At 42.6% G+C, this 17277-nt stretch carries 14 protein-coding genes and 1 tRNA gene; 6 read left to right on the top strand and 9 right to left on the bottom strand.

The features are described from left to right. Window positions 1-2 precede the first annotated feature (2 nt). From J3U64_RS05200 to fabG, 3 genes are read left to right on the top strand one after another with little or no spacing between them, the layout of a single operon-like run. Window positions 3-866, top strand: a complete 864-nt coding sequence (locus J3U64_RS05200; RefSeq protein WP_267404168.1) for a hypothetical protein — start codon at window positions 3-5, stop codon at window positions 864-866. A 38-nt stretch (window positions 867-904) separates the two neighbouring features. Next, window positions 905-1849, top strand: coding sequence for an ACP S-malonyltransferase (gene fabD / locus J3U64_RS05195; protein WP_267408537.1), 945 nt, complete (start codon window positions 905-907; stop codon window positions 1847-1849). An 8-nt stretch (window positions 1850-1857) separates the two neighbouring features. Then, on the top strand, window positions 1858-2604 hold the full coding sequence (gene fabG / locus J3U64_RS05190; protein WP_180295831.1) for a 3-oxoacyl-ACP reductase FabG: 747 nt from the start codon (window positions 1858-1860) through the stop codon (window positions 2602-2604). A 71-nt stretch (window positions 2605-2675) separates the two neighbouring features. Here fabG and J3U64_RS05185 read toward each other — a convergent pair whose 3' ends face one another. Next, on the bottom strand, window positions 2676-3626 hold the full coding sequence (locus J3U64_RS05185) for a LysR substrate-binding domain-containing protein (RefSeq protein ID WP_100140464.1): 951 nt from the start codon (window positions 3624-3626) through the stop codon (window positions 2676-2678). A 465-nt stretch (window positions 3627-4091) separates the two neighbouring features. Between J3U64_RS05185 and J3U64_RS05180 the strand changes: the two genes are divergently transcribed. Both J3U64_RS05180 and J3U64_RS05175 read left to right on the top strand, forming a co-directional pair. Further along, the gene (locus tag J3U64_RS05180; RefSeq protein ID WP_100140463.1) at window positions 4092-4820 is read left to right on the top strand and encodes an OmpA family protein; all 729 of its coding nucleotides are present in this window, start codon (window positions 4092-4094) and stop codon (window positions 4818-4820) included. 327 nt (window positions 4821-5147) lie between these two features. Continuing rightward, window positions 5148-5987 (top strand): hypothetical protein, encoded by an 840-nt coding sequence (locus tag J3U64_RS05175; RefSeq protein WP_267404198.1) that lies wholly within the window; start codon window positions 5148-5150, stop codon window positions 5985-5987. Window positions 5988-6266: 279 nt separating this feature from the next. On the opposite strand, the gene J3U64_RS05170 is transcribed toward J3U64_RS05175, so the two are convergent. From J3U64_RS05170 to ychF, 4 genes are all read right to left on the bottom strand, one after another. After that, window positions 6267-6944 carry a phytanoyl-CoA dioxygenase family protein gene (locus tag J3U64_RS05170; RefSeq protein WP_267408536.1) on the bottom strand — a complete coding sequence of 226 codons (678 nt, stop codon included), beginning with the start codon at window positions 6942-6944 and terminating at the stop codon, window positions 6267-6269. Between the two features lie 329 nt (window positions 6945-7273). Beyond that, on the bottom strand, window positions 7274-8626 hold the full coding sequence (gene argG / locus J3U64_RS05165; RefSeq protein WP_267404200.1) for an argininosuccinate synthase: 1353 nt from the start codon (window positions 8624-8626) through the stop codon (window positions 7274-7276). Between the two features lie 40 nt (window positions 8627-8666). Next, complete coding sequence (tyrS, locus tag J3U64_RS05160; protein WP_267408535.1) at window positions 8667-9932, bottom strand: tyrosine--tRNA ligase; 1266 nt, start codon at window positions 9930-9932, stop codon at window positions 8667-8669. Between the two features lie 351 nt (window positions 9933-10283). Then, a complete protein-coding gene (gene ychF / locus J3U64_RS05155; RefSeq protein WP_100157306.1) occupies window positions 10284-11375 on the bottom strand; it encodes a redox-regulated ATPase YchF in 1092 nt (363 codons plus the stop codon). A gap of 255 nt (window positions 11376-11630) precedes the next feature. On the opposite strand from ychF, the gene J3U64_RS05150 reads away from it, so the two are divergent. Further along, window positions 11631-11707 (top strand) — tRNA-Met (locus J3U64_RS05150). Window positions 11708-12040: 333 nt separating this feature from the next. Here the strand turns inward: J3U64_RS05150 and cysE are convergent. The 4 genes from cysE to sppA all read right to left on the bottom strand — a co-directional run bounded on the left by cysE (window position 12041) and on the right by sppA (window position 16942). Beyond that, window positions 12041-12835, bottom strand: coding sequence for a serine O-acetyltransferase (gene cysE, locus J3U64_RS05145; protein ID WP_267408534.1), 795 nt, complete (start codon window positions 12833-12835; stop codon window positions 12041-12043). A gap of 29 nt (window positions 12836-12864) precedes the next feature. After that, window positions 12865-14361, bottom strand: a complete 1497-nt coding sequence (gene rng / locus J3U64_RS05140) for a ribonuclease G (protein WP_267392165.1) — start codon at window positions 14359-14361, stop codon at window positions 12865-12867. Window positions 14362-14645: 284 nt separating this feature from the next. Continuing rightward, window positions 14646-15698, bottom strand: a complete 1053-nt coding sequence (locus J3U64_RS05135) for a quinone-dependent dihydroorotate dehydrogenase (protein ID WP_267392166.1) — start codon at window positions 15696-15698, stop codon at window positions 14646-14648. Between the two features lie 284 nt (window positions 15699-15982). Then, entirely contained in the window at window positions 15983-16942 is a 960-nt protein-coding gene (sppA, locus tag J3U64_RS05130) for a signal peptide peptidase SppA (RefSeq protein WP_267408533.1), read from the bottom strand. Between the last annotated feature and the right edge of the window lie 335 nt (window positions 16943-17277).

The raw sequence follows: 17277 nt of genomic DNA, 5'->3' as shown, positions 1-17277 counted from the left end.
TTATGCTACCTCAAACTGCATTAGCAAGTATGTATCCAGTTGTCATGTCTCCCAGCCATGATGGCCGTTACTTCGGCAATTATGTGCAATCGTTACTGGCTTTAGTGGATACACATAGTCGTGCCGGTTTTCCCCTTCAGGTATTCATGCATCAGGGTGAAAGCCTGATTACACGAGCCCGTAATAACTGTGTTGCTGAGTTTATGGCTCATTCCGAATGGACGCATCTGTGCTGGATAGATACGGACATCGGATTTTCAACCGAAGCATTTCAGCGCCTGCTTCTGTCTGATCGTGATATTGTTGCCGGTGTGTATCCGCTCAAGCGGGAATCTTGGCCGCCTGATGGTATTGATGCGCATATGACCCAGCAGCAGTTTAATGCTGCTTATACACGCTATACCATTAATATCACTCGCGAAGATGAGAATCGTGAAGTGCATGTAGAGGTTGATGACGAAGGGTTTATTGAATTACCAGAAGCACCGACAGGTTTTATGGTGATAAAACGTCAGGTTTTTACCCGTCTGATGGAAGCTTATCCCGAGCTGCAATATCAGCCTGATTCGCTTGGTGTAGCCAATCAGGGCTATCACTACCGTTTTTACGATTGTTTGGTTGATCCGCAGACCAAACGTTACTTATCTGAGGATTTCAGTTTTTGCCGTTTATGGAATCAGCTAGGCGGCAAAGTCTACATAGATGCGCAATCTAATCTCACTCATATGGGCAATAAAATCTATAAAGGGCCGTTTACCCAGACTCTAGAAGCCAATCTGGCTTATGCAATAGGTGCACCGGCTGGAGCAAAAATGTATCTGCATCATAATCAGCCTCTGCAAGCCAACCTACCGCCACATTTATAATTAATCAGAAGTCAGTTTTATTCATATCAAGGAAAACAATGAGTATTGCTTTTTTCTTTCCCGGTCAGGGGTCTCAAAGTCTCAATATGATGGCCGGTTTCAATGACATGCCTGTGGTTAAAGAAACATTTGACCAAGCCTCAGCAGTGCTTGAGCAGGATTTATGGGCGCTGATGAATGGCGAAGATACTGCTGCTCTGAATGAAACCATCAATACCCAGCCACTGATGCTGACAGCAGGTATCGCTACATGGCGTGTTTATCAGCAGCTGCATGGCCAAAATCCTGTTATGCTAGCTGGCCATAGTCTGGGTGAGTATACAGCTTTGGTTGCAGCCAGTAGTCTGGCCTTTGAAGATGCTGTAAAACTGGTGCGCCTGCGTGCCGTGCTGATGCAGGAAGCTGTACCGAACGGTGAAGGTGCAATGGCCGCTATACTAGGACTGGATGATGATGAAGTACGGCAAGTATGTCTGCAGGCACAGACCGAACTGTCCGGATCTGTTGTCGAAGCAGTGAACTTTAACTCGCCCGGACAGGTAGTGATTGCCGGTAGCACTGAAGCAATTAACCGCGCTTGTGAACTGGCTAAAGCAGCTGGCGCTAAACGTGCTTTGCCATTACCGGTTTCTGTACCATCACATTGCAGTCTTATGAAACCTGCTGCGGCTAAACTTGCTACCGCGTTGGCACAAACAGAAATCAAAACGCCAAAAATTCGAGTATTACATAATGTGGATGTGGCTGTGCATAGTGAGCCGGAAGCAATCAGGCAGGCATTGGTGCAACAGTTGTATTCACCGGTACGCTGGACAGAAACCGTGAGCAAACTGGTCACAGAGGGTATTACTGAATTTGCAGAATGTGGTCCGGGTAAAGTACTGGCCGGTCTGGCTAAGCGTATAGATAAAAGTGCCAGCTGTACTGCATTTACGACTGTTGAGACCATTGAAAATTTTATTACTGCACATGCAGCTAGCTGAAAGAAAAAATAATGAATCAGGATTTAACAGGAAAAGTCGCACTGGTAACTGGAGCTACTCGTGGCATTGGAGCGGCAATTGCCCGCTTTTTGGCAGAAAAAGGTGCAAAAGTCATTGGTACTGCCACATCTGCTTCAGGAGTAGCCAGTATTAATCAAGCACTGTCTAAATTCGGTGGAGAAGGGCGTGAATTACGCATCGCTGAAGAAAACAGTATTGAAAATCTGATAGCAGATATCGAAAGTAATATCGGCAATATCGCCATACTGGTAAATAATGCCGGTATAACTCGTGACAACCTTATGATGCGCATGAAAGAAACCGAATGGGATGAAATCATGCAGGTCAATCTCAAATCTGCTTTCCGTGCCAGTAAAGCTGTCACTCGCAGCATGATGAAAGCCCGCTGGGGACGTATTATCAATGTGACTTCAGTAATCGGTTTCACCGGCAATGCCGGTCAGACAAACTATGCGGCGGCCAAAGCTGGTTTGGTCGGATTTAGTAAATCATTGGCACGGGAAGTCGGTTCGCGTGGTATTACCGTAAACTGTGTGGCTCCAGGCTTTATTGAAACCGATATGACACAGGCACTGCCACAGGAACAACGAGATTCCTTTGTCGCACAAACTGCATTACATCATTTCGGTACTGTTGAAGATGTTGCTGCAGCGGTATTGTTTCTTGCTAGTGAAGAAGCACGCTACATCACAGGACAAACTATACATGTCAATGGAGGCATGCTGATGCCATAATCGCTGATTATAGTGATTGAAAAGCCATTTTGTACATTCTGTATAAAATGGCTTTTATTTTAAAAAATTGATTAAATTGAAAAATCTTCTTCAAAAGGTGAATAAAGCGCAGACTCAATCAGTGAGCGAGTAAGCCGCGGTGCATACAGAGTCAGAAACTCGTAGCCAAAGCCTCGAAGATAAACATCATGTCTGAGAATAATCTGTGAAAATGAAGGCTCAAATAGATGTTCGGCACTCAGTATCTGTAGTCCTTGATCCTGTAAGCTGTCAAAAGCCATACTGGCGATCAGTCCAATACCCAATCCTTGTTTAACATAGGTTTTGATTACATCGGTATCAGCCGAAGCCAATGCTACTTTAGGTATATTACAGCCTTCCTGAGTAAAAGCGCGGGCAATTTTAGATTGTTCACTAAACGCAATATCATAGGTAATCAAAGGATATGCAGCAATGTCTTCTAGCCGTAATGGTCGGTTGAGACTCAGCAGCGCATGATTATCTGGAACAATTACACTGCGATTCCATGCTTCACAACTTAGTTTACGAAGTTCAGGGTGTTCAACTTCCATTTCCATACCGATGGCAAAATCCACTTCGCCATCCAATACCATATGGCTAATAGCTTTCGGACTAGCAGTATGAATACTCAGCTGTACCTGAGGATAGCGTTCAACAAACGCCGCTACAACTTTTGGTAATGCATAACGTGCCAAAGTATGAGTGGTGGCAATCGTAAGAAAACCAATATTTTGGTCAGCAAATTCAGTACCGATGCGTTTGATATTTTGTACTTCACGCAATACCCGCTCGGCGGTTTCCAGTACAATTTTGCCCGGAGCTGTTACCGCCACCATGCGTTTACCATGGCGGATAAACAGTGGCACGCCCAGTTCTTCTTCCAGCATGCGAATCTGTTTTGAAATCCCTGGCTGGGAAGTAAACAGTACTTCTGCTGCTTCCGATACATTCAGATTCTGACGATATACTTCTACCGCATAGCGCAACTGTTGCAGCTTCATATTGTTTCTGCCCCTTTAAGTTTGGCATTATTTACTGTCGCTCAAATACAACAAAAAAGCTTCTTTATCTGCATCATAACTCAATTTACCCATTCTGACATGAGACACTTTTATTGCTGGCTTAACAATTTCTCAGCTTAATCCGTTTGCTGCGGCCTATCAGGCAGGCTATGGCTTCCTTGTTGTTTTAATGCAACTTAATTAGCGTAATGGTGTGAATTTGGTTGTAAATAAGTGACACAAAGTTGTTTTTTAGGCATGATGCACAGTTAGGAAGCGGGTCGTCTAGCAGCTTAGCCTTGGTAGTTTGCATATTGACAGTTTATGCTGCGGTTTTTTATAGTATAGACCTGATTTACCAAGCTACCCGCCCGGTTTGAGCGGCCTGTAAATGGTATTTGTGTATTGATCAGGCTTATTTCTGGCTGAATCAACACATAACAAATTTTTTGATGAGGGAATAACATGACCAAACAGCTAAAATTGAGCGCATTGATTGTTGCTATGGCTGCTTCAACTGCCGCTTTTGCCAATGGTGTTGTACCGGGTGCCGACTGGACCGGTGAACCTGCTGGTGCTTACAATGGCTATACTACCAGTTCTGCTCCTGAAAAAGGTACTGGCGAAATTCTTGTCACTCGTGAAAATGGTGCTGATGGCACCCCTGAGTGCGTGAAAAACCGTTTCAACGACGATAAAGATCCTACTCTGGGTAACAACTGTGGTCACCCTGTAGTTCAGGCTGCTCCAGAAGCACCGAAATTTGTTGATGAAACTGTTTCTTTATCAGCTAACTTCTTGTTTGGCTTTGATAAATTTACACTTCGTCCAGAAGCTATTGATACTCTGAATCAATTGGCTACCCGTCTGGCTGACAGCAGCGTACAGGTTGTACGTGTTGAAGGTCACACAGACTTTAAAGGTTCTGAAGCTTACAACAAAACTCTGTCTGATCGTCGTGCTCATGCTGTTGCTGAATATCTGGTTTCTAAGGGTGTTCCTGCTGAGAAAATCTCTGCTGTTGGCTTGGGTAAATCCGAAGCTCGTATGACCGAATCTTGTCAGGCTGAAGTAGCTAAACTGGGTAAAAAAGTTTCAGCTGCTAAGAAACGTGCTGCTTTGATCGAATGTATCGCACCTGACCGTCGTGTAGACGTTAAAATCCGCACCATGGTAGCTAAAAAAGTTAAATAATTTTAGCTTCTTTGGTAACAAAAAACCCTGCTATGAGCAGGGTTTTTTGTTTGAGTTTGAACTATGCAATAATGTTCTAACGATAAAAAAATGATCTGTTCAACCATCTTTTGAGAAAAATCTTATTGGAACTAATGCTTGCAGTGAATCAAAATATTTATGTAAATATATGTTATTATGAAAAGGGAAATAATCAGTATTTACTAAGAATTGATAGATTTTAATTGTATTGTTTAAAAGTATTATTCAGATTGGCTTTGATCAAGCATAAATATTGGGGAAGTAGCATTGATAAGTAATGCTTCAGGAACAATTCTGCGCATCATAATGGCAAATTTAAAACAAAAACTATATGTAATCTGTTCTAGACTCAAACAATCAAAATTGCTGTTTTTATGTATTTGCTGTTGTGTGCTGGCGGCGTGTGCGGCACAGTTTCAGCGAGTTCCTGATGCAACAGGAGATAAAAAACATGTAGCAGTAAAGTTTCAGCGCCAAAATACGGCTCCACAAACTGGCATAGTTCTAGTGCAGCCAATGGATTTGCAAGTGGGTGATATTTTATTTTCCGCCGATTCCAGTTTTAATTCGCGCGTACTACGTCTATTTGGTAATACATCGATTAGTCATGCCTTTCTATACTTGGGAGAGGGTGAAATTGCCGAAGCTGTTGGCAGTGGTGTGCATATTATGTCACTTGCAGAAAGTGTGGATGAAAGCCCCTTACTGGTGGTTTATCGCCATCCGCAATTAACCGAGTTGCAGGCAGAAAAAATTCGTGCTTTTGCTCAGGCTGAAGCGGGTAGTAAATACAATTATCTAGGTATTGCCAAACAGACCCCATATACTATTACTCGCAAAGTATGTGAGCTGCCCGTTATACCTCGTGCCTTTCGCCATTTATGCTTGAATACCATGGCAGTGGTGCAGGTCACCCCTTTTTCTTCTGACCGCTATTTCTGCTCCCAATTTGTGGTAGCAGCGTATCGTTATGCTGGGCTGCCGCTAACCAATACGCCTGCTGAATGGGTAGCGCCTGCAGATTTACTTCATATGCGTAGTGGTGATATACCTTCTGTCGTACCAATTTATCCTTTGCATTATGTTGGCCATTTACGCTGTAAAACATCATTATGGCAACGCACTTGTACCCTAGCGGATATCTAAAAATTTATGCTGTTATGGTTAATCCAGAAAACAATGGGCTGTTCTGAACCCATCTAAAGATGAAAGATACTGCGGTTGTAAATAATTTATCAGCAATGGTGTATCTTTGTTGATTAGCATACTCAAATTGTATTTTTGAAATAAATATAATATTTTTGCTTAATCAAGGCTGATTAAGTAGAGTAGAAAATAAATAAAAGAATGGGTCTGGTATTTACTGCACAAAAATCAAATTTTATTGCATTAATTTGGTTGCTTTATTTTGTGATTAATCAATGCTCAGACACAGAATTGAAACGGAATGGTTTCAGCCAGTGTGGCGGGCGCAAATAAAAAATGTAACACCCTTCTTCCATTGGTCTGGATTGCTTTAGAAGATGAATGTAAGATAAGTGGACGCATGATTACCGCATCTCCTTTCACTACTGTACATTCCTGCTCACCTATTTGGTCGCGAATCCGAGGCAAATCTGCTTCTGCTATTTTTCCATCACGGTGTGTACCTGCAACCACTTTCAGTGGCCCATGCTCATGTAAGCAATCGTCAATATGTACCCTCACTGCGACCAATTGTTCCATATATTGTATGGGCGGTTGTACAAACAGCATATTCTGTTTGTGAGACCAGCCGCTAAACCCTTCTGCGGATAAGTAGTGTCTGACAGGAATGCTTAAATCCTGATGTAAAGCCACCAACCAGTTTTTTTCAGCCGTTTTTTTAAAATATGTACATTGTATGGCTACAGTATTTATTGGCAGCAAATGCGCAAGCTGAGCATTCATTTTTAATGTTTCAGCTAGCTGCTGGCACCACGGCTGGGTGAGTAATTCCCGGCTTCCAGCATTAGTTAATTTAAATTGTATTAGTTGCTGTTCGATTTGAGATAGCTGGTCTTCTGTAATCAGCCCTTCGATGATGGTAAAGCCATGGCGACTAAAATTATCTGTTTTATTCATTAATCAACTCATCATTATGTATTTATACAAATAATATAACGATTCATACGGTAATGATACATATCTATCATTATTGATAATGCTTCGTTCTGAAGCGTAATTTTCTCTTTATCTCTCTAATGTAAGTCTATAAGCTTATGAAGTGCTGCAAGCTTGATTTTAAATATTTACTCACAGAAATTGATCGTCTTAATGTATTAAAAACAAAATTTTTATATCTTCAAATTATGTTGGTTAAGATATTAGGTTCTATCTTGGTGCAAATGATTGCAGGTAAAAATAAAACCGGATAGTGAACCAACACTATCCGGTTTAAAGCTTAATAAATATTACAACGTGTCTTTTTTATCGGTTAATTGCGGCAGCAATGCATCTTGATTAACTGATAACAACCCACTTTGTGTATAAATACCGAGTTTATTGCGTGTATCGATAATATCCAGATTGCGCATAGTGAGCTGGCCGATACGGTCGGCAGGAGAAAAAGCGGCATTATCAACTTTTTCCATGCTAAGCCGTTCTGGCTGGTAGGTAAGGTTCGGAGATTCGGTATTGAGTATGGAATAATCGTTGCCGCGACGTAGTTCCAATGTCACTTCACCAGTAATGGCTTTGGCTACCCAACGCTGAGCTGTTTCGCGCAGCATAAGTGCTTGTGAATCAAACCAGCGCCCTTGATACAGTAATCTGCCTAAACGCAGACCATTAATACGATATTGTTCGATGGTGTCTTCGTTGTGAATACCCGTCAGCAGGCGTTCATAGGCAATGTGCAGCAAAGCCATTGCCGGTGCCTCGTAGATGCCGCGTGATTTGGCTTCTATGATGCGGTTTTCAATCTGGTCGGTCATACCGAGACCATGGCGCCCACCAATACGATTGGCCTCCATAATCAGTGCTACAGGATCATTGAACTCAATTCCATTCAATGCCACTGGTACGCCTTCTGCGAAACGAACACTTACTTCTTCAGGTTTAATTGTTATCTGTTCATCCCAGAATGCTACGCCCATAATGGGCTGCACAATTTTCATGCTGCTGTTGAGCATTTCCAGATCTTTGGCTTCATGGGTTGCGCCCAGCATGTTGGAATCAGTGGAGTAGGCTTTTTCTACAGACATTTTGTAGTTGAAGCCCTGAGCTATGAGAAATTCAGACATTTCATGTCGTCCGCCCAGCTCGTCTATAAACTGTTGATCTAGCCACGGTTTATAAATGCGTAAAGCAGGATTGGTTAACAGTCCGTAGCGATAGAAACGTTCTATATCATTGCCTTTGTAGGTTGAACCGTCTCCCCAGATATGCACTTCATCTTCTTTCATGGCCGCTACCAGCATGGTACCGGTCACGGCACGCCCTAATGGTGTGGTGTTGAAATACGGCATACCGCCGGTGTGAACATGAAAGGCACCGCTTTGAATAGCGGCGATTCCTTCATGTGCCAGCTGTGTGCGGCAATCAATCAGGCGAGCCTTTTCTGCACCATATTCTAGTGCCTTTTTAGGAATGGCATCATAATCATCTTCGTCCGGCTGTCCTAGATTGGCTGTATAGGCGTAAGGTAATGCGCCTTTCAGTTTCATCCACAGCAAAGCTGTAGAAGTATCCAGCCCGCCGGAAAAAGCGATACCGACTTTCTCGCCAACGGGCAGGTGTTGCAAAATGGTGCTGTGATTACTCATATTGACTCCCTTGAGTGATGTGCTTACTGAAGCTGTAGAATTATTGCCATATCAGCAAGGCGTGGTTGCGTTTGCCGCGGCGTACAATGGTGTAGCGGCCGAAACGTTTGTCGCTGTCACTGAAAATATAGTCAGCAGTGTTGATTTTTTGTCCGTTTACCATTACCGCTCCTTGGCTGATGAAGCCGCGTGCTTCATTGTTGGATTTGGCCAGTTCTGTTGTGGTTAATGCCTGTACGATATTGATGGATTCACTGATTGTATAAGTGGGCAAACCGTCCAGAGATAATTGCTGAAAATCGCTTTCTGTAAGCGCACTTTGGTCTTCGGCAAATAAGTTTGTTGAAATTCGCTCCGCTGCTGCCAGCGCTTCTTCCCCGTGAATCAGTCTTGTCATTTCTTCAGCCAGAATGCGCTGAGCTTCCGGTTTGGTACCGCTGGCCTTATCTTGAGCTTCAATGGATTCTATTTCGGCCACACTGAGGAAAGTAAAGTATTTGAGGAATTTGTAGACATCGGCATCAGCAACTTTCAGCCAAAACTGGTAGAACTGATAAGGAGAGGTTTTTTCTGCGCTGAGCCATACTGCGCCACCTTCAGTTTTACCGAATTTGGTACCGTCGGCTTTGGTAACGAGAGGTAGGGTTAATCCGTAAACGGTAGCTTGATGCAGACGACGTGACAGATCGATACCGCCTGTTATATTACCCCACTGGTCTGAACCGCCAATTTGTAATACGGCACCATGACGGCGATGCAATTCAGCAAAATCATAGCCTTGAAGCAAGGTATAGGCAAATTCCGTAAATGAAATACCGACATCATCACGGCTTAAACGCTGTTTCACTGATTCTTTATTCAGCATAGCATTCACAGAAAAGTGCTTGCCGATGTCGCGCAGAAAATCCAGACAGTTCATGCTGCCAAACCAGTCAAAATTATTGGCCATGATTGCCGCATTGTTGCCATCGAAACTGAGAAATGGTTCTAACTGGGCACGGATTTTGGCTACCCATTCCTGTACCGTTTCCAGTGTATTAAGTGAACGTTCTTGTGCTTTGAAGCTGGGGTCGCCAATCATGCCTGTGGCACCGCCTACAAGGGCGATAGGGGTATGTCCGGCAAGTTGAAAACGGCGCAGAACCAAGATAGGTAATAGATGGCCGATATGCAGGCTGTCTGCAGTGGGATCGAATCCGCAATATAAGGTGATTTTTTGCTGGTTTAATAAGTTATCAAGCGCTTCTGCGTCAGTGGTCTGAGCAATCAGGCCACGTTGCTGTAAATCGTATACAACACTGGTCATGGTAAAAATTTATACTTTCAAATAAAAGTTGTCCGAAACAGAAAAATGCTGGTTATCTGAAATTCGAAATGGCATATATCTTTAATCGAATATGCCCAGTTTGGCCAGACAGCCTGTTTTCTGATTAGCTGATTAATAATGATGCATTATTTTACACGATTTGTTTGCCAGTGCATTTGTGCCTACAATAAATTGATTATTCTTCAGTTGAGTATGATTGATAAAAGTATATTTCATTATTGTTGCTAGCGAGACATGTTAAAACAGCTAATGTCTATCTGATGGAACCGCATTTTAGCTGGTCGAAAAAACAGCCCTGACGGGCTGTTCGTGAATGGTTATGAATTCAGGTCAGACGTTGAACAAGAAATGGATAACATCGCCGTCATTGACGATATATTCTTTACCTTCGGCACGCATTTTACCGGCTTCTTTGGCTTTAGCTTCGCCGCCACAGGCAATAAAATCATCATAGGCAATGACCTGTGCACGAATAAATCCGCGTTCAAAATCTGTATGGATTACACCGGCTGCCTGCGGTGCTGTATCGCCTTTATGGATTGTCCACGCTCTAACTTCCTGAACGCCGGCGGTGAAATAAGTTTGCAGGCCAAGTAATTCATAGCCGGCGCGGATCAGGCGGTTTAATCCTGGTTCTTTTAATCCCATTTCAGCTAAAAATTCTACTTTATCAGCCTCATCCAAATCTGCTATTTCGCTTTCCATGGCCGCACATAAAACTACGACTGGTGCATTTTCTTCAGTGGCCAGTTGTTGCAGGCGCTGTAGATGGGGATTGTTTTCGAAGCCATCTTCGGCCACATTGGCCACATACATGGCTGGCTTAACCGTGAGCAGGCACAGAGGTTTAATCAGAGCTAATTCATCTTGATCCAGACCGGCTGCGCGTACTGGTTTGCCTTCTAGCAAGTGTTGCTGCAAACGTTCAAGGACGGCTACCAGTTTCTGTGCTTCTTTATCACCGGATTTAGCACGTTTGCTTTCGCGAACAATAGTTTTTTCCACACTGGCCAGATCTGCCAGTGCCAGTTCCGTACCAATCACTTCTATGTCAGAAATCGGGTCAACCTTACCGGCAACATGCACAATATTGTCGTCGTCAAAGCAGCGCACTACGTTCACAATGGCGTCGGTTTCGCGAATATTGGCCAGAAACTGATTACCCAGCCCTTCACCTTTGCTGGCTCCAGCTACCAGTCCGGCAATATCAACAAATTCTACAATAGCCGGCTGAGTCCGTTTCGGATTCACAATTTTGGACAGTTCAGCCATACGATCGTCCGGAACTTCAACGATGCCGACATTCGGTTCGATGGTACAGAAAGGATAGTTAGCAGCTTCAATGCCAGACTGGGTAAGGGCGTTAAACAGGGTGGATTTGCCTACATTGGGCAGACCCACAATGCCACATTTCAAACTCATGATATTCCTTGAAATAGCAGAATATAAAAATGGCTGAATTGTAACATAAAGCTTTGCTGCACTTATGCGGCACTGACCAGAATGGCAATGTCTGCTAAAACAAACAAAGCAAGAACTTTTCAGGTATAAGAAAATTTAAGCCTTTAAGCTAAATAAAATTATTTTTTAAAACAATAATTTGATAGTTTTTGCTTAAATGATGCTTGCGTGCGCAAAAAAATATCGTATAATTGCGTCTCTCTTAAAACGAGATACGGCGAATTAGCTCAGTCGGTTAGAGCAGAGGAATCATAATCCTTGTGTCCGGGGTTCGAATCCCTGATTCGCCACCATATTAATCGCAAACTCTATACAGTGTTTGCGTTTTTTTATGCTTTGCTTTTATTATACTAAATAAATATTTAAGGCTTAAATTTATCTAAATAAACCAGCTTTTATCATATACATTCATAAAATGAAAAAAGCTGATTTGATCTGGACTAACTGACATTTCCTCTCAATATATTTAATATTGACTATTCAAGTTCACTAAAGTGATTTAAGGAGGATCCTATAAATTTTTTTATATGAAATTCAAGTACCATCAAGGCAAAAACTAATCTAAGCCCATATTTTTTCGGATAATTATTATCGTCTAAGCAGAACAAGGCCTAGTAAACTGAAAATTAAATCCGCTGATCCATTTCCTGTGCTGGACTCTCATGATTATCGGTTTTGCTAATAACCCGTGCAGGTACGCCAACAACGGTAGAGTATTCAGGTACATCGTTGACTACCACGCTGCCAGCACCGACTTTGGCACAGGTATGTACGCGAATATTGCCTAATACTGATGCATTGGCTCCTATCATTACCCCATCACTGATTTTCGGATGCCGGTCACCGCTTTCTTTACCGGAACCACCTAGTGTGACGCCATGTAGCAAGGAAATGTTATTCCCGAGCACAGCCGTTTCACCAATTACCACTCCGGTTCCATGGTCAATCATAATGCCATAGCCCATTGATGCTGCGGGATGGATATCCACTCCTAGTACTTCTGAAGCTCGGTTTTGCAGGAAATAGGCAAGGGTGTGGCGGTTTTGCTGCCAGAGCCAATGATTTATCCGATGTGTTTGAATGGCATGAAAACCTTTGTAATATAGTAAGGGTAATGAATAGGTGTCGCAGGCTGGATCGCGCTCATAATAGGCTACGATATCCGCCAATGCTGCATGAATAATGGCCGAATCCTGCTGTAAGGCTTCCAAATATATTTCGAACAATGCACGCGCATCCATCACCGCACTGGACATTTTGGTGGACAGATGAAAAGCGAGCATGCGGGCAAAGTTTTTATGTCGCAATACGCTCAGATGCAGAAAGCTAGCCAAAATTGGTTCGTTGCGTACTGCATGTTCAGTTTCTCGACGAATAGTTTGCCACAGGGTTTCTGCCTGTTCAGCGTCAGGTAAGTTCATACTTCTCATTTCTCGTTTGCAGATTAATTCTATTGCAGAACAATATCATATTGTTCCTGATTATATGTGGTCTCTACAGCTAGCGTAATCGGTTGGCCGATGAATTTACTTAAGCATTGTAATGACTGTGCTTCTTCATCTAGAAACAGATCAATTACACTTGGAGCGGCCAGTATACGTATCTCCTGTGCATTCACGCGTCGGGATTCCCTTATAATTTCCCTCTGAATTTCATAGCAAATAGTTTGTGCGGTTTTAAGGCGGCCGCGCCCTTGACAGGTAGGACAAGGTTCACACAGGATTTGTGCCAGATTTTCACGCGTGCGCTTACGTGTAAGTTCTACCAGTCCCAGACTGGTAAAACCATTCAGAGTGACACGGGTGCGGTCGTACGCCAGTGCTTGTGCTAGCTCAGTGAGAATTTCCTGCTGATGTGCTTCATCAGCCATGTCAATGAAGTCTATGATAATGATGCCACCTAGATTGCGCAATCTCAGTTCGCGTGCGATAACATGGCAGGCTTCAAGATTGGTTTTGAAGATAGTTTCTTCAAAATTGCGTGCACCGACAAATCCGCCGGTATTTACGTCAATAGTGGTCATGGCTTCGGTAGGCTCAATAATGATATAACCACCAAAGTTAAGGTTAACGCGTGGCTGCAAAGCCTGTGTGATTCTTGCTTCAATATTGTAAGCTTCAAACAAGGGGCTATCATTCTGGAATAATTGCAGTTTATCCAGTGCACCTTGAGAATAATTGGTAGCAAATTCACACATCAACTCATAATTGACTCTCGAGTCAACAATTATTTTATCAATATTGTCGCTGTACATGTCACGTAGTACACGCAGTGACAAAGGCAGATCCTGATATAACAATGTTTCGGGCGCACTGGTTTTAGCCAGTTGCTGAATATTTTGCCAGCGTTTGGTTAAATAATTGATATCAGACTGCAATTCTGCATCAGTAGCGTTTTCTGCACTAGTACGGATAATGTAGCCATGACCGGCACCATCTGGTAACAAATTTTCCAAACGTTCTCTTAATTGATTACGTTCTTCTTCATCCTCAATGCGCTGTGAAATACCGATATGCTGATCCTGAGGTAGGTGTACAAGAAAACGTCCAGCTAATGATATCTGTGTGGACAGGCGTGCTCCTTTGGTGTTGATAGGGTCTTTGATAACCTGTACCACTATATTCTGACCTTCATGTAACATATGTTCGATGCGTAAAGGTTGTTCAGGTTTCTGGCGCTGTTCCAGTACATCGACAATATGCAGAAAAGCTGCTCGCTCAAGGCCAATGTCAATAAAAGCACTTTGCATGCCAGGTAATACGCGGCGCACAATTCCTTTATAAATATTACCAACCAGGCCATGACCACAGTTGCGCTCAATGTGAATTTCACACAAGCTGCTTTCTTCCATAACGGCTACACGGGTTTCTTTCGGAGTAATATTTACCAATACCGCTTCAGCCGGCCGCTGGATATCCTTCGGCAGCGATATGTCGCTGTTATGCATGATAGGGCTTTCAATTTAATCAAATCACTTTGTACAGTCCTGATAATTGTCTACAGGACTGTGCAAAGTAATCTGGGCGAATACTTGCTTATGACTAATATCATAGCGCAGCACAAGCGTCATGCCAAACGCAGCTGCATAAAGATAGCTATCAGCAAATTCAATGCACGAAAACGACATAATTCTGTAATGGGGCAGAGCAGGTTTTCGTGATCATGCTTTACCAACATGTAAAACAAGAATACAAATTGAAGCGAAATAGATAATATTAATCTGTTGGGTCTCTAATTTAGCTTACTGCACGCACGAATACATTCATTGATGAGCTTGGGGCCACGAAATATCAGGCCGGAATACAGCTGTATTGCAGTGGCACCAAGGCTGATTTTTTCAGCTGCATCGGCGCCAGTGTTAATTCCGCCTACACCGATAAGAGGAATCTTCCCTTCAAGCAGCGCAGATAGGTGGCGTAATACCTGATTACTTTGTGGTTGCACTGGACGACCGGATAATCCTCCAGTTTCTTGTGCATATCGATGCTTACCCAGCATCGTTTTATCTATAGTGGTATTTGTGGCAATAATGCCGTCAATCTGGGTGGCTAATGCTACATCTGCTAATGCAGTAATTTGGTCTTCAATCAGGTCTGGTGCAATTTTAACAGCAATAGGGACATAACGACTGTGACGCGTTGCTAGCTGCGCCTGCCGGTTTTTTAAATGATTCAGGAGTCTGTCCAATTCGCTGGCACTTTGCAGACTGCGTAAATTGCGTGTATTGGGAGATGAGATATTTACAGTTATATAACTAGCATAAGGATAGGCTTTTTCAAGACAGATTAGATAATCATCAGTGGCTTTGTCTATGGGAGTGGCAGCATTTTTTCCAATGTTAATTCCTAGTATGCCACGATATTGGCTGTTTACAATGTTATCAATCAGGGTATCGATACCATAGTTATTAAAGCCCATGCGATTAATGATAGCCTGATGTTCTGGTAACCGGAATAAACGAGGTTTGGGGTTGCCTGCCTGTGGTAGCGGTGTAACGGTGCCAACTTCGATAAAGCCAAAACCCAACATTGACAGTGCATCAATATACTCACCATTTTTATCCAGACCAGCCGCTAATCCTACCGGATTGGGTAAAGTCAAACCCATTAAGTCTATTAAATTGCTGTCTGTTCCGGTGCTTTGATTGTTATTGGCAGAAGCTTGTCCGTCTCTCAGCAAAAAACCGCAGTGATAACGATGTAGCAGCTGTAAACATTTCAATGACAGATAATGGGTCTTTTCTGGATCCAGTCGGAATAACAAAGATTTTATAAGCGAATACATGATATTGATGCTGGATAAGGTGGAGAAATATTATAACCAACAACTCTATCAATTCGAGTGGAAAACAATTAAATTCAGTATGTGTTGGTGAAATAAATCATTTAATTAGGTATATTTCAAGTTAGCTGGCTGGTGATACAAAGCGCATGTTTGAAAAAGAAATTGCCTATTGTATTAATCAGGATACGCTTAAAAAATTGCCCGTTTATGTTTATCAATAGTTGTGGCGAACATAAACGGGCATAATTTATTTACAAAAGATTTGCTATTATATCTAATGGCATTTACCAAGGCTGATCAGTCATGCCGCGGATGTTTTGCAGCATAGTGCTGCCAATACTTTTGCTAAAACGTTTTTCCCAGCTGGTTTCAGCAGTGTAATCTACTAAATCAGGTGCACCGATTACATCACGTGCGACAGTATAAACATTGCCAAAATCGTCTATCAGTCCCACTTTTTTGGCTTCTTCTCCAGTATACGCACGGCCACTGAAGATATCTGGGTTTTCAGCAATTTTCAAACGTTTGCCTCTTCCCTGTTGTACAGCCTGAATAAACTGTTCATGGATGCTGCTCAACATCTGTTGCCAAATTTGTGCCTGTTCCGGTGTTTCGGGAACAAAAGGGTCACCCATATCTTTATTACTGCCGGCAATTTTAACTCGGCGTTTAATGCCCAGTTTATCAATCAATCCCGTAAAATCAAAACTGCTGCCAATTACTCCAATACTGCCGACCAAACTAGCCGGGTCTGCATAGATTTTATCTGCGGCACTGGCAATGTAGTAACAACCAGAAGCACACATATCCTCAGTTACAACATATAATGGTATGCTGGCATGTTTGGCTTTAAAATATCGAATTTCTTCATATGCGATGCTGGAAATAACCGGGGAGCCGCCGGGGCTATTAGCACGAATAATAATTCCTTTGACATTTTTGTTTTTATACACTTCTTTCAGGCTTTTACGTAATAAATCGGCCTGATTATTGTCACTGCTGATGGTGCCTTCCAAATTAATAACCGCTGTATGGGCACCGGTTGGTTTGCTGCTGCCAGAAGAAGCAATAATTATCAAGATAAAAATCAGAAGCCATAGAAGACGCCAGAACCAGCGCCAGATTCGATTACGCCGCTGCTCACGATATACTTCAAGCAATAGTTTTTCTAGTAAATTGCGTTCCCAGCTGCTGCCCTCAGGCGTTGAACCAGCTGGTTCTGATCCTTTAATATTGATTTTCATCTGTTTATTCTCAGGTTTTGGTGCTGATGTATGTGTAGTTAAATGATTAGGCTAAGCCGTTTCATTCACTATTATCCAATCATTTAAATCAGTTATAAGTAAAATTATAGCCGAATTTTATTTTTTTAGTATGCTTTTGTCGTGTTTGGATTGCAGGCTAAACTTTATCCTGCTATCGCCGTACATTATAATAGTCTTGCAAACAGCGTGTCAGCACAGTTAAATTTGGAACCGCCGCTTAAAAAAGGCAATATAAATTAAAGCAAGATACTACTGTGGCAGAAAAAAATGGATTCAGTATATTAAATTTATATATCTATCTTTGATAAGAATCT

Source organism: Snodgrassella sp. B3800 (assembly GCF_026535865.1).
GTDB classification, from domain to species: Bacteria; Pseudomonadota; Gammaproteobacteria; order Burkholderiales; family Neisseriaceae; genus Snodgrassella; species Snodgrassella alvi_E.
The sequence above is the reverse complement of the archived record's forward strand: the minus strand, read 5'-3'. Positions and strand labels throughout refer to the sequence as shown.

Excerpts from the sequence above, each read along its gene's own strand:
- J3U64_RS05200 (WP_267404168.1), top strand. The coding sequence starts at position 3 with ATGCTACCTCAAACTGCATTAGCAAGTATGTATCCAGTTGTCATGTCT.
- fabD (WP_267408537.1), top strand. The coding sequence starts at position 905 with ATGAGTATTGCTTTTTTCTTTCCCGGTCAGGGGTCTCAAAGTCTCAAT.
- J3U64_RS05185 (WP_100140464.1), bottom strand. The coding sequence starts at position 3,626 with ATGAAGCTGCAACAGTTGCGCTATGCGGTAGAAGTATATCGTCAGAAT.
- J3U64_RS05180 (WP_100140463.1), top strand. The coding sequence starts at position 4,092 with ATGACCAAACAGCTAAAATTGAGCGCATTGATTGTTGCTATGGCTGCT.
- J3U64_RS05175 (WP_267404198.1), top strand. The coding sequence starts at position 5,148 with ATGGCAAATTTAAAACAAAAACTATATGTAATCTGTTCTAGACTCAAA.
- J3U64_RS05170 (WP_267408536.1), bottom strand. The coding sequence starts at position 6,944 with ATGAATAAAACAGATAATTTTAGTCGCCATGGCTTTACCATCATCGAA.
- argG (WP_267404200.1), bottom strand. The coding sequence starts at position 8,626 with ATGAGTAATCACAGCACCATTTTGCAACACCTGCCCGTTGGCGAGAAA.
- tyrS (WP_267408535.1), bottom strand. The coding sequence starts at position 9,932 with ATGACCAGTGTTGTATACGATTTACAGCAACGTGGCCTGATTGCTCAG.
- ychF (WP_100157306.1), bottom strand. The coding sequence starts at position 11,375 with ATGAGTTTGAAATGTGGCATTGTGGGTCTGCCCAATGTAGGCAAATCC.
- cysE (WP_267408534.1), bottom strand. The coding sequence starts at position 12,835 with ATGAACTTACCTGACGCTGAACAGGCAGAAACCCTGTGGCAAACTATT.
- rng (WP_267392165.1), bottom strand. The coding sequence starts at position 14,361 with ATGCATAACAGCGACATATCGCTGCCGAAGGATATCCAGCGGCCGGCT.
- J3U64_RS05135 (WP_267392166.1), bottom strand. The coding sequence starts at position 15,698 with ATGTATTCGCTTATAAAATCTTTGTTATTCCGACTGGATCCAGAAAAG.
- sppA (WP_267408533.1), bottom strand. The coding sequence starts at position 16,942 with ATGAAAATCAATATTAAAGGATCAGAACCAGCTGGTTCAACGCCTGAG.